Annotated in this window: 12 protein-coding genes; all 12 read right to left on the bottom strand. The window is 49.0% G+C overall.

Features of this window, described 5'->3' with window-relative positions; all coding sequences use genetic code 11:
* Positions 1-18: 18 nt before the first annotated feature.
* The 12 genes from nadA to spoIIE all read right to left on the bottom strand — a co-directional run bounded on the left by nadA (position 19) and on the right by spoIIE (position 15,084).
* A complete protein-coding gene (gene nadA, locus ACO9K6_RS16520) occupies positions 19-957 on the bottom strand; it encodes a quinolinate synthase NadA (protein WP_424768646.1) in 939 nt (312 codons plus the stop codon).
* 282 nt (positions 958-1,239) lie between these two features.
* On the bottom strand, positions 1,240-2,202 hold the full coding sequence (locus tag ACO9K6_RS16515; protein ID WP_424768645.1) for an ABC transporter permease: 963 nt from the start codon (positions 2,200-2,202) through the stop codon (positions 1,240-1,242).
* Between the two features lies 1 nt (position 2,203).
* Entirely contained in the window at positions 2,204-3,286 is a 1,083-nt protein-coding gene (locus ACO9K6_RS16510) for an ABC transporter permease (protein WP_424768644.1), read from the bottom strand.
* A complete protein-coding gene (locus ACO9K6_RS16505) occupies positions 3,261-4,835 on the bottom strand; it encodes an ABC transporter ATP-binding protein (RefSeq protein ID WP_424768643.1) in 1,575 nt (524 codons plus the stop codon). Before ACO9K6_RS16505 ends, ACO9K6_RS16510 begins: the two co-directional genes overlap by 26 nt.
* Before the next feature lie 131 nt (positions 4,836-4,966).
* Positions 4,967-6,031, bottom strand: coding sequence for a BMP family lipoprotein (locus ACO9K6_RS16500; RefSeq protein WP_424768642.1), 1,065 nt, complete (start codon positions 6,029-6,031; stop codon positions 4,967-4,969).
* A 353-nt stretch (positions 6,032-6,384) separates the two neighbouring features.
* Positions 6,385-8,376: an ATP-dependent zinc metalloprotease FtsH gene (ftsH, locus tag ACO9K6_RS16495; RefSeq protein ID WP_424768641.1), complete on the bottom strand. Its 1,992-nt coding sequence runs from the start codon at positions 8,374-8,376 to the stop codon at positions 6,385-6,387.
* 98 nt (positions 8,377-8,474) lie between these two features.
* Positions 8,475-9,014: a hypoxanthine phosphoribosyltransferase gene (gene hpt, locus ACO9K6_RS16490; protein ID WP_424768640.1), complete on the bottom strand. Its 540-nt coding sequence runs from the start codon at positions 9,012-9,014 to the stop codon at positions 8,475-8,477.
* 51 nt (positions 9,015-9,065) lie between these two features.
* Positions 9,066-10,478: a tRNA lysidine(34) synthetase TilS gene (tilS, locus tag ACO9K6_RS16485; RefSeq protein ID WP_424768639.1), complete on the bottom strand. Its 1,413-nt coding sequence runs from the start codon at positions 10,476-10,478 to the stop codon at positions 9,066-9,068.
* A gap of 42 nt (positions 10,479-10,520) precedes the next feature.
* Entirely contained in the window at positions 10,521-11,444 is a 924-nt protein-coding gene (locus ACO9K6_RS16480; RefSeq protein WP_424768638.1) for a protein kinase domain-containing protein, read from the bottom strand.
* Positions 11,428-12,153, bottom strand: a complete 726-nt coding sequence (locus ACO9K6_RS16475) for a vWA domain-containing protein (protein WP_424768637.1) — start codon at positions 12,151-12,153, stop codon at positions 11,428-11,430. The genes ACO9K6_RS16480 and ACO9K6_RS16475 overlap by 17 nt, the downstream gene beginning before the upstream one ends.
* A 273-nt stretch (positions 12,154-12,426) precedes the next feature.
* Positions 12,427-12,585 (bottom strand): hypothetical protein, encoded by a 159-nt coding sequence (locus tag ACO9K6_RS16470; RefSeq protein WP_424768636.1) that lies wholly within the window; start codon positions 12,583-12,585, stop codon positions 12,427-12,429.
* Between the two features lie 6 nt (positions 12,586-12,591).
* Positions 12,592-15,084, bottom strand: a complete 2,493-nt coding sequence (gene spoIIE, locus ACO9K6_RS16465; RefSeq protein WP_424768635.1) for a stage II sporulation protein E — start codon at positions 15,082-15,084, stop codon at positions 12,592-12,594.
* Positions 15,085-15,371: the final 287 nt, after the last annotated feature.

Genomic DNA, 15,371 nt, shown 5'->3' with positions numbered 1-15,371 from the left:
TACAGGAAGTAGCGCATGCTACTTCACAAGTAACATGCGCTCCAAGGACAAGCGGGCTTGATCAGCAACATGCGGCGGAACATAAATTTGAGGCTGCATCGTTTCAAGGCATTTCACGAGCTTCTTCAAATTGTTAACCTTCATGTTCGGGCAAACCAAATATTTAGATGCAAAATGGAACGTCTTATCTGGACTGTCCAAACGAAGCTGATAACCCGTACCGTCTTCGGTTCCGACAATAAATTCCTTGCAATCGGATTCTTTGCAATACTTGATGATCGCCGTCGTGCTTCCAACAAAATCGCCAAGCTCAACCACCTCTGGGCGGCATTCCGGGTGAACGACAAACTGCGCATTCGGATATTTCGCTTTCATTTCTTCTACATCTTTTACGGTCAGCATATCATGCGTGTTGCAGTAGCCTTCCCAGATGATCATTTTCTTGTCCGTGTGCTGCTGCACATAGTGCCCAAGGTTTTTGTCTGGTACCCAGATGACCTCGTCGCCTTCAACCGAGTTGACGACCTTAACCGCATTTGCCGATGTACAGCAAATATCCGTCTCTGCTTTAATTTCCGCAGACGAATTAATGTACGTGACAACCTTTGCGTTAGGATGCTGCGCCTTCAGCTTGCGCAGACCGTCCACGTTGACCATGTCCGCCATCGGACAGCCGGCACGCTCGTCAGGAATGATAACCGTCTTGTTCGGCGCCAAAATTTTTGCGCTCTCGCCCATAAAGTGAACGCCGCAAAAAACGATGACCTCGGCATCCGTTTGTGCAGCCTTCTGAGCTAACAGAAACGAGTCACCGCGAAAATCGGCAACCTCTTGAATCTCGTCACGCTGATAATAATGGGCTAAAATGATTGCATTCCGCTCTTTCTTCAACTGTAACAACCGTTCACGCAGCTCTCGATTTTGCTCAGCCTTGCGCTCCAGTGCCAGTGCTTCCACAGTAGATCCTCTCCTCTTATGAGGGATGGGTGTTAAATCCCATTCCGTTTTATGGCAAGCTCGACTTTGTGAATTGATGCACAAACTTAGAAAGTCGTTTGCCTATACTTTAAACCTATAGGGAAAAATTCATTTGATTAAGATTTAATTTACACGTGGCAGGTGCTACTGTCAATGTATTAAAGGCCATTTTAGGACACTAATCTAAAATATTTCTAATTGAAACAGTAAAAGAGGGCTTCGTTCCCGATTCGGAACAAAACCCTCCATTAAATATGCTCATCACCGCTTCGCAGGATCGTAGGGCTGACCAAGCGCTGCCGGCGCATTCGAGCGACCGACGGCTCCTGCCAGCACGATTAGGGTCAGTACATACGGCAGCATGTAGAAAAACTCGACAGGAATTTGCTTCGAGAAATCAAACAGCACCGCAAAGTTGCGCAAGGCTTGAGCAAAACCGAAGAAAATTGCTGCGCCTGCTACGCCGAGCGGATTCCATTTGCCGAAAATAAGCGCCGCCAGAGCAATAAAGCCTTGACCGGATATGGTGTTATGAGCAAAGCTGCTTGTCGTTGTTAACGTAATTGTCGCGCCGCCAAGTCCCGCCAATGCCCCACTAATCATAACGCCGATATAACGATACTTCGTTACGCTAATGCCGACCGTGTCGGCTGAGCTTGGATGCTCGCCTACCGCACGCAGGCGCAAACCGAACGGGGTCTTAAATAAGACAAAATAACTTAAAATCACGAGTATGATCACAATATAAGTGGTCGGATAGGAATGGAAAATTCCATTCCCGATAATCGGAATATCCGATAAAAACGGGACTGCCACTTTGTGAAATACATCTTGAAGCTGAGTCGTCTGCGCTGAACCATTATAGAGGCTTCGTGTCAAATAAATAGCCACGCCCAAACTCAGGATGTTGATCACGACGCCAACCACCGTCTGGTCCGCCCGGAATGTAATTGTCGCAACGGCATGCAGCAAAGAGAACAGTATGCCAAAAAGAAGCGCCGCCACAAGCCCCACCCAAGGAGATGCCGTACCCATACCCGCTTGGCTGGCATAATCGGTTGCAACAGCTGCCGCAAAGGCACCCGATACCATCAAGCCTTCCAGTCCAATATTGACGACGCCGGACCTTTCGGAGAACATGCCTCCCAAAGCGGCAAAAATAAGAGCGGTAGAGAAAACCAGTGTAATATTAAGGAGTTGTCCGCTTACTTCAATGACATTCAATTTACACGGCCTCCTTCCGCTTACTTGCACGGCGATTTAAAAACGGCTTCAGCAAAAACTTAACAATACCATGAGCCGCTACAAAGAAAATAATAGATCCGATTACGATTCGTACGATTTCCGAAGGGACGCCGGCGCCGAAGCTCATGCCGTTCGAACCGTAGGTCAACCCGCCGAACAATATCGCACCGAATAATACCCCAATTGGTGTATTGCCGCCAAGCAGCGCTACCGCGATACCATCAAAGCCGTAGCCAGGTGACGCAGCCATTACGGTCTGATTGCCGAACACGCCGAGCACCTCAAATACACCGCCCAGCCCCGCGAACACGCCGCTTATGAACATCGACTTCACAATCGTCCGGTTTACGTTCATGCCCGCATATAATGCCGCATCTGAATTATGACCGACTGCGCGAAGCTCGTAACCCTGCTTCGTTCTCCATAGAAGCACATAGAACACGAATATACAAATGAGGGCGATGATTGTCCCCCAGTGCATCCGCGCATTATCCATCAGCTTCACCAGCCAATCGATCGACAACAAAGCAGAGTCATGAACCTGACGCGACCTTTGCTGCCCGGGCTCCAAGAGAAAGCGAGAGATAATGTAATTTGATAAAAACAAGGCAGTCCAGTTCAACATGATTGAGGAAATAACCTCGTTGACGCCTCGCTTTGCTTTCAAATAGCCTACAAGACCAGCCCACATACCGCCGAACAGTGCTCCAACAATAATGGCAAGCGGAGCATGAATAAACCAAGGCAAGTCAAGCGAGACGCCAATAATCGTCGCGCCCGTCATCCCCATTACAAACTGTCCCTCAACACCGATATTGAACAAGCCTGTGCGGAAGGCAAACGCAACCGCTAGACCTGTGAAAATAAGCGGCGTAATGGCCCGAATCGTTTCCCCCATATGATACGAGCTGCCGAACACCCGATCAAATAGTGAGGAGTACGCTACAATTGGATTATATCCGCCGAGCAACATCGCTATCGCTCCGCAGATCAAGCCCAGCACGATCGCTACCACCGGTACGAGAAGAGAGGATTTATTAAAGACCTTCTTCAACGTTTCCATTGCGATATCCCCTCTCTTCTGCCATCGACTTTGCATTTTCATTGCCCGCCATCAATAGGCCAAGCTGCTGATCATCACGATGGTCAGCGTCTACCTCACCCATCAGCTTACCCTCATACATGACAGCAATACGGTCAGATAGCGCATACAGCTCATCAAGCTCAAACGAAACAAGCAATATCGCTTTGCCTTCATTCCGGGCATCAATAATACGTTTATGCACATACTCGATAGCCCCGATATCCAATCCTCTCGTAGGCTGCACAGCGATGAGTAAATCAGGGTCCTTATGCAGCTCCCGCGCAATAATTGCCTTCTGCTGATTGCCGCCCGATAACGACCGCGCATTCGTATGTATACTGGAAGCACGAACGTCGAATTCTGTCACCAGTTTATTCGTCAGCTTATCCATTGCCTGATAGTCAATCAGTAAGCCTCGTCCATATTCCGGTTCAAAATAAGTGTTCAAGATCATATTTTCACTTAACGTAAAATCCAGAACAAGACCGTGCTTATGTCTATCCTCAGGAATATGGCCAATACCAGATGCTGACATTTTACGAGGCGACTGATTCGTAAGATCATGACCATTTAGCTTTACGCTGCCGCTTTGCAGCTTCCGCATCCCGGTAATCGCATACACAAGCTCGCTCTGTCCATTGCCGTCAACGCCGGCTATACCAAGCACCTCGCCAGCCTTAATTTGAAAGCTAATACCATTGAGCGCCATTTTGCCTTGATCGCCCTTCATCTGCAAGGAATCAACGGACAGCACAACGTTGCCGGTCTCACGCTTTGTCTTCTCCACATGGAAGGATACATCTCTGCCTACCATAAGCTCCGCAAGCTGCCGTTCATTGGTCTCTGAAGTTTTTACCGTGCGGACAACCTTGCCTCGTCTAATCACGGTAACCGTATTAGCGAGCGCCATTACCTCCTTTAGCTTATGCGTAATGATTATGATCGACTTGCCTTCCGCAGCCAAATTACGAATAATGCCTAGAAGCTCTTCAATCTCCTGTACCGTCAGCACCGCTGTCGGCTCATCGAAGATAAGGATCTCAGCCCCGCGATATAAGGTTTTCAATATTTCTACCCTCTGCTGCATCCCGACAGTAATATCTTGAATCCGCACCTGCGGATCTACTTGCAATCCATATTGCTCCGAGATCACCTTTACCTTCTCGTTAGCGAGCTTGTAATTAATTGAGAGCCCCTTCTTCGGTTCATTGCCGAGCACGATATTCTCCGCAACTGTAAAGGGCTGAACGAGCTTAAAATGCTGATGGACCATTCCGATGCCCAGATCAATCGCTTTCGATGCTCCGTCGATAACCTCCTGCTTGCCATTAACCCATATTTCGCCTTCATCCGGCTGATACAAGCCAAACAAAATATTCATGAGCGTAGATTTCCCTGCTCCGTTCTCGCCGAGCAAGGCATGGATCTCGCCCTTCTTCAGCTCAAAATCAATGGAGTCATTTGCAACGAAGCCTTGAAATCTCTTCGTTATGCGCTTTAGCTGCACTGCCGCCTCGTTCCCGACCATACCTTTATCATCTCCCCGGTTGTTACCGATTCCGTGTCAAAAGATAAAAAGGACAAGACCGGCTTCGAGCCGGTCTCGCCTACTTTGTTCATAAACTTACTTTAAACCAATATGGCTTACATTCCGCAAAATTATTCGGATGGAACGACAATTTCACCGCTAATGATTTTTTGCTTATAATCTTCAACCTGCTTCAGAACATCCTCTGGAACATTTTTCGTCGATGTCTCCGGCAAGCCTACTGCATCGTCCTTCAGACCAAGCTCTTGAATCGTACCGCCAGCCCAATTGCCATCGATCAGATCCTTGGAAACTTTATATACTGCCGCATCTACACCCTTCATCATAGACGTCAGTGTAATTTCATCTCCAAATTCCAGCGACTGGTCTTTATCTACGCCAATAACCCAAACATCGGAGCCAGCGTCTTTACGAGTTTTCGCTTCGTTAAACACGCCATTGCCTGTTCCGCCCGCAGCGTGGAAAATAATATCAACGCCCTTATCGTACATCGTAGCAGCAGCAATCTTGCCTTGGTCAGGCTTGTCGAAGAAGCCCGTGTAGTTAATCTCTACTTTGATATCCGGCTTAACCGCAGCAACACCTGCTACGAAGCCCTTCTCAAATCGCTTGATAACAGGAATGTCCATGCCGCCCACAAAACCAATTTTATCTGTTTTTGTCATCAAGCCGGCAACCACGCCTACAAGAAACGATCCTTCGTGCTCAGCGAATGTAACCGATGCAACATTCGGCGCTTCAACGACGCTGTCAATAACAGCAAGCTTAGCATCTGGGTTTTCAGCAGCTACTTTAGCTAGCGCCGCGTTGAATAGAAAACCGATGCCCCATGTCAGATCATAGCCTTCTTTAACAAAGCTGTTCAAGTTCGGCTCCATATCAGCCTCGCCTTTACTTTCTAGAAACTTCGTTTCCGTGCCTGTATCTGCCGTTAATTTCTGAAGAGCTTCCCAAGCGCTTTGATTAAAGGATTTGTCATGAACGCCGCCAACATCGGTAACCATTCCAATTTTAAAGTCCTTACCGCTTTCGTCGGACACGGCCTCAGGTTGGTTATTTGTTCCGCCCTCGTTGGCGCCAGCGCCACCTTCATTGTTTGTTCTCGCTCCGCAAGCCGACAACACAAGCGTCAATGCAACGATCATTACAAGCATAATGCTAAATGTTTTTTTCATAACCGTTCTCTCCCTTGCTCAAGTTTGTTTACTGCTCTGCAACCCAACCCCGTTATCGTTCTTATTGTTGCTGTACCTGGCCGCTACTATTTCATTATAGTTACAAAAGATTAAACGTCAATGATTTGATGTTAGGTTTTGTTCCATTCACACATTGACCTTGCTTCCAAGTAACCTATATGTAATATTTTGGCCAAAAAAGATAAACCTTATGTTAGCTCATCTTATTTCAGCTAAAAGGTTTATATCGTTATTATAGGCTAAATCCGAACATTAGAAAAGAAAAAAATAGTCGCTTCCTGCCTGTCGAAAGCAGGTAACGACTATTCTTTAATAATAAATTTGACGGCTTATTAGCTCTTATCTGGGTCTTCCGGGTTTTCTCGCTTCTCCAGGACAGGAGAACGAGGCTCTTCTTGTTCACGCTTCTGAATGTTTACTTTAACATCGCCAACCGTCTCAATGATTGGTTCTGTCGAAGCAACATCAGAGGACGAGCTTCCTCCACTCTTGCTTGGAAGCGATCCGTTGTCAATCAAGCTCTTGATTTGCTCGAGCTCAAGCGTCTCTTCATTTAGAAGCGTCTGAGCGATCAGATGCATTTCCTTGCTCTTCTCTGTCAAGAGTGTCTTCGCACGATCATAGCATGCTGTGATGATGCTTTGCATTTCTTGATCAATCTCGTATGCAATGGCATCTGAATAGTTCTGCTCATGTCCGATATCGCGACCAAGGAAGACTTGGCCTTGCGAGCTTCCGAACTGCATCGGTCCAAGTCTATCGCTCATACCGTACTCCATGATCATGCTGCGGACGATGCCCGTTGCCTGCTTGAAGTCGCTGTATGCGCCTGTTCCAATTTCACCGATAAAAAGTTCCTCTGCAACGCGGCCTGCAAGCAAGCCGGTAACTTTATCAAGAAGCTCTTGCTTCGTCACGAGCATTCGGTCTTCCTTCGGCAGCATGATGACATAACCGCCAGCACGGCCGCGCGGAATAATCGTTACCTTGTGCACCATATCCGCATGCTCAAGAAAGTAGCCTGCAATTGTATGTCCTGCTTCATGGTAAGCAACAATACGTTTCTCGCGATCACTGACGACACGACTCTTCTTCTCCGTACCGACAATGATCCGGTCAATCGCATCATCAACCTCAACCATCGCGATATCTTTCTTGTTGCGACGGGCAGCAAGAAGAGCAGCCTCGTTAAGCAGGTTTTCAAGATCAGCGCCGCTGAAGCCGGTAGTGCGCTTCGCAATGACATCAAGCTTCACATCTTTGCCAAGCGGCTTATTGCGGGCATGTACCTTCAGAACCGCTTCACGCCCCTTCACATCTGGACGGTCTACCGTGATTTGACGGTCAAAGCGGCCTGGACGAAGGAGTGCCGGGTCAAGAATATCTGGACGGTTCGTTGCTGCAATAATAATGATACCTTCATTCGCGCCAAAGCCATCCATTTCAACGAGCAATTGGTTAAGTGTTTGCTCTCGCTCGTCATGCCCGCCGCCTAGACCGGCGCCACGCTGACGACCTACAGCATCAATCTCATCGATAAAGATAATACATGGAGCGTTCTTCTTCGCATTCTCGAACAAATCCCTTACACGGGATGCGCCGACACCGACAAACATCTCCACGAAGTCGGAACCTGAAATACTGAAGAATGGAACACCCGCTTCACCCGCTACCGCACGTGCAAGCAAGGTTTTACCTGTACCTGGAGGACCGACAAGCAATACGCCTTTCGGTATACGAGCGCCAACCAGATTGAATTTCCGAGGATCCTTCAAGAAATCAACGACCTCAACGAGCTCTTGCTTCTCCTCGTCTGCCCCTGCTACATCTTCAAACGTAATCCGTTTCTTCTCATTGTCATACAGACGGGCTTTGCTCTTGCCAAAGTTCATCACTTTGCCGCCGCCGCCTTGCGCTTGATTCATTAAGAAGAAGAACAGAACAAAGATGATGACGAATGGAATTATTGAAGTCAGGAATGTCAGCCAAATGCTTGGTTGATTCATTTCCTCATTCTCTAATGCAAATCCAAATTCTTTGGACCATTCCCTGATTTGCGGCTCCGCGCTAACGCCGACCCTCGAAACGAATTGATCACTTTCTGCACCCGCAGGCGTTTGCTTATATTTACCCGATACAAAATACGTTTGATTCTCATACCTAATGCTTAATTCCTCGACATTGCCGGATTCGATTGCAGCGCGTAGCTCATCATATCGCAAACCGACGGTCGTGTCATTTTGGCTGCTGATAAATTGAAAAATCCCAACGGTCACCAAAAAGATAATTAAATAAAAACCAGTATTACGGATGATCCGATTCATCCCCAACCTCCTCTCAGACGCTTTAAATATTTTACCATAGCATGACTTTCCATAACAATAGAGGTGTACGGAGAGGGCATGTACGGGTGAATCGCCATTTATTTTTCGTAAACCTGCGGCTTCAAAATGCCAATGTACGGAAGATTCCGGTACTTCTCGGCAAAATCAAGCCCATAGCCGACGACAAACTCGTCCGGCAGCGTGAAGCCTTTATAATCAGCCTCAAGATCAACCGTACGACGCGCGGGCTTATCGAACAAGGTTACTACTGTAACCGACTTCGCATTGCGGCGTTCCAAAACATCGATCAAATAGCTGAGCGTCAGACCACTGTCGATGATGTCCTCCACGATAAGAACATCGCGGCCTTCGACCGATACATCGAGGTCTTTAATAATTTTGACAACGCCAGACGATTTCGTGGACTGTCCATAGCTGGACACCGCCATAAAATCAATTTCCAGCGGTACAGTAATTTCTTTGACCAAATCAGCCATAAAAATAAACGCGCCTTTGAGTACGCAAATAACGAGCGGGTTGCGTCCGTTAAAATCCTTGCTCAGCGTTGCGCCTAGCTCCTTCACCTTCTCGCTGATCTGCTGCGCATCGTACAAAACTTCTTGAATATCGTTCTGCAAAGTATGAATCCCCCTACGCCTTAACTATGTTTATGAGTATACCAGTGCTTCTTATTCGTTACGCGATTTGATGCACAGTACGACTTTCGTCTGCGAATCCATAAGCGCATGACTAGATCTGCGGATACCGGGAATCCAGAGCAATCGTCCGTCTGCATCGAACAGCAGTGGATATTGCGCTCGCTCAAGCGGAGCAATCTTCTCGTCAACGAACATATCTTGCACTTTTTTCGATCCATTTAATCCAAAAACTTGAATTCTGTCGCCTGGACGACGATTTCGGACGATAAGCGGGTACGCAAGCTTCGACGCGTCAAAGCACACTTCATGTCGCGAAGCAGGTCCCGGCTGCTGTCCCGACGGCGTCTCGGTAAACTCAAGCACCCAGCCGCTATGCTCTATCGTCAAGCTCTTCCTGTCTCTTCCCACCTCATACGAAAATTCGCCCGCATGGTCTATCGATGGCTGCGGTACACGCAGCCATCGCATCCGATGATATTCTCGAACACAGCGAATTCCAGCGCCTGCATCCATCCGCCATGTTCCGGGCGCATGCTCAGCAGCAGCAAGTCGCATCGTCTCGATTCGCTCAAAGGAGATCTTTTCCGTTTCCTTAGAAAGATAACTTAATATTAGTTTAATCAATCTCCTTTGTAAAGCGACGTGGAGACTGCGCAAATCGGTACAGCTTAAGGCGCATTCGTCAGGGGATAACGCAACGAGCTGCGCGAATAAGGTATCGGTCTGGCTCTCCATCCAATCGTCCTCCGCTCCTGCCACCTCGGCCAGACGCTGCAGAGAATGAGACAGCTGCGGATTGAATTGGGATAAATAAGGTAAAATATCTAACCGAATAATATTTCGGAAATAATGGCGCTCCTTATTACTGCTGTCCGTACAGTAAGGCACGTCATGCTTTTCGCAGTAATGCAGGATGTCTGACTTGTTCATACGTAACAGTGGACGAATAAGTTCCACGTTTTTTTCACTTCTTTTGCTATGAATGCCTGCAAGCCCCGTTAGTCCCGTACCACGAATCACGCGCATTAAAACGGTCTCTGCCTGATCATCCGCATGATGGGCTAGCGCAATGCGCGAGGCCCCGTAGCGCTCTGCCATTTCATGAAGAAAAGTATAGCGCTTCTCTCGTGCTGCAGCCTGTCCATTCAATCGTGTTTCTTCTATATAAGATGGAAGGTCGAGTGTTACGGTCTCGCAGGGCAATCCCAGCTTAGCTGCAAAGGCCCGAACAACCTCCAGCTCATTGGCAGACTCCTCTACGCGAAAGCCATGATTCACATGCGCCGCAACAACCGATATTTCCCCTTTCCGGGCAAGAGAAGCCAGCATATGCAGCATGGCCATGGAGTCAGGACCCCCCGACACGGCCGCGACAATACGCTCTCCACTCCTCCAAAGCCCGTGCTCCACGTTCGCTTTCTCCAACTCATTCTGCAAATTCATATGTATCCTCACCTTCATTGCTCAGCTCCCGCCAGCCAGCCGTTAAAGTAAATGGCGAAACAGCCAAAACGCCGACGTCGCAAGCAGTATCGCAGACCCGGCGACAAGCCCCTTCAGCCAGCCAGGGTTGGACGAAGGCCTGTGCGTGTCTCGCCTATGCATGAGCAACCGCCATGCGGCAGCCGCATCGCCAGCATCCGCAAACTGTCCTTCAAATGCTTTGCGCAGCCAACCGGCTACTGGCTTCAGCGCAGGACTCGCGTCTACGAGCTGCATAAGCTCGTCTGCAGAACGGTTTTGCGGGAACAGCTCTTTGGCCAGTTGATGCAGCTTTCTCGCTTCGTGCAGCTGTATACAGAGCACGCCGAAGGAAAATAGATCGTAGCTTGCATCGGCTGACCTTGAGCCGCTGTTCCAATACCCTCGATCATAAATTTCGGTAAACTGGCGAATGCTCTTGCCATTAGCTGTGACGCCGCCGTAATCGACAAGCTCGACATGTCCATAATCAGCCACGAGCACATTCTCCACCTTTAAATCCCCGAATACCCAGCCTGCCTGATGCAGCTTCGCCAGCTTGCCAAGCAGATTAAGCCCAACTAAAGGAAACCATTCCGCCCCCTGCTGCTTCAAATACTCAGCCAGCGTCTTGCCTAGCACATATCGCATCGTATAAAACGGATATTCGCGGCCGTCCGGACCATACAAGTCGTCTACATCGTACAAAAATGGCTGTTGTCCCTTCTGCTTCAGCTGGGCAAGTGACTGCAGCACATTGATCTCCGACTGCAAATCAATGGCATCCGCGCCGACCTTCAGAGCAAACCAGCTGCGGTCGCGCTGTACGAGATAGACTTTACCGTTTGCACCTGCACCAAGCAGCCTCTCAACCTTATATCGCCCATACTTCCACTTGCCGGTCACCACCATTCCGCGGCGAAGATCAATCTTAAACGACGTAGTCACTCATCATCCCATCCGTTTCATCTCTGCTCTGTCTACCATAATCGCCCTGCCGGAAAAAATCAATGACCTGCATGATCGCAGGACCCGTCGGTGTCGTCCCGCCCATCTGCAGCTTAGGAAAAATCGCCTGCACGCCATTCAGATGGCTCGTCCAGCCACGATCCATGACACATTCATCACCATTTCTTGAACCTGGGAAGTGAAAGACACAAATTTCGCTTTTCCCCTGCCTTGCTTGAAGACTTAGCATCAAGTCATGAATGGCTTCCTCTACTGCCGACAGCTTTGGCTTCATACTGGCGCTTGCGTCGATCAGCAGCGCAACCTGCAGACGCGATGTTTCACCCAGCTCATCAATGACGCGGACAACCTCCCCCCGCTTCTCGGGCGGCAGCGCTTCAATCGAGCCATCGCCAAGCACCTGCTTCAGCTCCTTCTGGACCGCCAGCTGAATCGTCTGCACGACGGTCTTGCGCGTCATCATTTGCACCGTCTGCGAAAGCTGCCGCATATTGACCATTCGACTTAAGCCCCCGCCCGCCCGCGCGATTTCATCAATCTCCGCTGCGCCTAGCTCACCAATATCCCCATAATCCAGCACACCCACCACATTTACCGAAATTCCCTCCGAAAACGCATGCGCAGCCGCCACTACCGGACTAAGCCCCACATTAGAGCAGCCATCCGTTATCAATAAAATCTGCTTCATGGTTATTTACCCTCCTAAAATGTTTGCGAAGCAAACATGGCTTCATAAGCATAGACTCAATGTTTGCGAAGCAAACACAGCATCGCAAATGCAGGCCTAGAGCCAGCCTTTCTATCAGCTTCGCCTTTTTTTAGGAGAGATAAACCGCTAGACTACAAAAATGAAAAGAAAAGCCCGAGCGCACGTAATCGACGACATCGGGTATCAATAGCCAGTACCATAAGTTTGTCATCGGTCAGCGGCATCATAGCATAAAAAGGCTATTTGTCTATTTTATTTAAGTTCCAGAATGACTGACACACTGTACTGCTTTCGACGCAGCCGCTGAAAGATGCCAGCGCAAAAAGCCTCGTCCGCCGCCGGCAGTATATTAGCCGGCAGCGAACGAGGCTCCTGAGAGGCTTCATCAGAGGTAACTATATGTCGCTTCACCCTTGCTTAACTCACCGTCCTCGGACGCTCCATATGCGTCATTCCGGTAAAGCGGAACGATGCCCACTCCGGCAAATGCTTATCGATACGTGCGACGAGCACGGTCATATCATCAATAATCTCTCCGTTATGATGACGAACAACCTTCTCCAGCAGAGCATCCGCCATCTCCTGCGGGTCGTCCGTCGCTAGCTCACTTATCATACGCTTCATCCACAGCTCCTTGTTGACCGCATGACCAGGGGCATCATAAATGCCGTCGCTCATCATGACTAGCGTATCGCCGGGCTGCATCTGCATAGCTACGAAATCAATATCAATATCCTGTAGAATGCCAATCGGCAAATTGTTCGCCGTTATCGAAATAACCTCATTTCCCCGTTTAATAAAGCTCGGCGTCGAGCCTATCTTCATAAATGTCGTTTGGGCCGTATATAAATCAATGATCGCCAAATCCACCGTAGCGAACATCTCGTCGGAGGAACGCAATAACAGCACGGAGTTCACCGACTTCAAGGCTATCTTCTCATCCATGCCCGACTGCAGCAGCTGCTGCAAAATAAGCAGGGCCGCACTGCTTTCTTGACGCGCACGTTCTCCATTGCCCATACCATCGCTTATCGCGACGGCAAATTTGCCATTGCCCAGCTCCACCATGCTGAAGCTGTCACCGGACAGCAGATCACCCCCCTTTGCCGCGCCCGCAACACCGGTTTCCACCTCATACTGCTTGGCCGAGCCAAAAACTACACGCGCAGGATCACCGTTTTTCATAGGCGGCTCCTCCGATTTCACCGCAATATGCTCGCCCAAAATGTCACTAAGCAGCGGAGCGATGATTTTGCGGCATTCATCATACCCCTTCCCAAAAGTATGGTAAACCTCGATATCTACATTTCCCTCCTCCAGATTCACAATATCAATGCCTTGAATCGATAAACCTAGTCCCTCCACCGCCTCTCGAATTTGCTCCTCCTGCAAATGAAGCGTCTGCCCTTCCCGCTTAATTTCCTTTGCCAGGTCCTCCATAACCTGCGATACGCCTTGCAGCTGGTCAGCAACAAGCTGACGAGAGTCGTATATTTGCTTCTTCCAGTGCATATTACTTTGATAGAGCTCGTATTGTTGGCACATGTCCGTCAGCACCTGAGTCGATTTCACGCAATGAGCAGACCAGGCGCGCGGAAGGTCCTTCCCCGCAGGGATGCGATCTTCCTCAACTATCGTCATCATATCGGTCATCATTTTGTACGTATGAAAAAACTTGTCCTCCCAGCAAGCATTTTGCCGATGGCAGCTTGCGCAGCTCCGCTCGGCAACCGCATTCATAAAATAATTGATTTTATCCTCCTTCTTCAAGGTCGTGACAGAGTTATTCATCTGGCCGAAGCTGCGTGACAGCTGGCGGAACACCTCGGAGTACTGTGATACGCGGTCCGCGGTTACCTCACGTACTCGCTTCGCATACTCATGCTGAGAATTCGCGTGCTCACTCGTACCCGGCACATATCGCGAGATCGTTCGAATCATGGTGCGCGGCGTCAGCATGAGCAGAGTCGCGGCCGCGACCGACTCCCACGTCGAGCTCATCACATCAGCCTGACTGCCGACATATATAGATAAAATCGATGTGCCAAGCAGCATTCCAAACGCAGCGGCCATTTTACCGCCGTCACGCAGCAGACCCGCAAGCAAGCCCGCAAAAGCAAGCAAGCTCATCTGGACGACAGCCCCAAAGTCCGCCAAGCTCAGAATAAGTCCTGCAACTACACCGACTGAAGCGCCAAGCGGTGCCCCGCCTGCCAAAGCGAATAGCAGCAGCATATACCGGGACATGACGTGCTCTGCGGACATGCCATAGAATACCCAGCCAACCGCACCCGTCATTACGGATGCCAGCAATATCATTAAGCAGATGATTTCTTCATTTTTGAGCGATGCCGATTTCTTTGTCATGGTGAGTACGGGGATCGCCTGTATAAATACAAGCGTAAGGACAAATCCAAGCGCAGCCTCCACGACAACGAGCATGAAATTATACCAGGTGAGCACATCCCCAATGAATACACTGAATAGCTGCACAAGCAGCGTTGAAGCGAATACGAGAATCGGCGCCGACGACAACTCCGCCTTCTCGTAAGCCTCCAGTCCTTTCAAGAAAAGAAACAGCACGGCAATTTCCATTGCGATCCACATCGGAGCCGGGTCAACCGCTAGAAAGCTTCCAGCTACTAACGATATCGCGACCCAGGGATAAATATCTCGACGCATGAAATAAATAACGGCAAAGTAGGCAATCGCAAATGGCATGAGCGATTCGAGAATGACAGCCCGTCCAAGCAAGAAGGCAACACCAACGAGTAGGAATGTCCATTTTTTCGCCAATAACACTTGAATGAAATGTCGTGCCGCAGCCCATTCCCTTCCTTTCTGCATCATTGTCCGAGCTAAATTTGTCCGTTTCATACCGGGAGCCACAACTGCGTTTTCCTTTTCCACTAACAGACACCACCAATCCGAATGTAATGTGTTTCCCATTATAGGAGGTTGTCCGTATGAAGTTTGTCAGTTAACGTATTCGGCTGGAAATTTTTTTCCGACAAAAACAAAGACCGCCGCAGTCATTGTCATGACAAAGCTAAACCTATGCGCTATATGGCTAAAAGCTGCTTTGAACAAAGTCTTTGCATAAGCTGACGACAACAAAAAGCGTGTTATGAATCAGCCTTTTGATGACGAATAGTCGTAGGAACCTGTCGGGAATGATGGAGGATCAGAGAAAAGTA

This window comes from Paenibacillus praedii (assembly GCF_049725345.1).
GTDB lineage: Bacteria > Bacillota > Bacilli > Paenibacillales > Paenibacillaceae > Pristimantibacillus.
The sequence above is the reverse complement of the archived record's forward strand: the minus strand, read 5'-3'. Positions and strand labels throughout refer to the sequence as shown.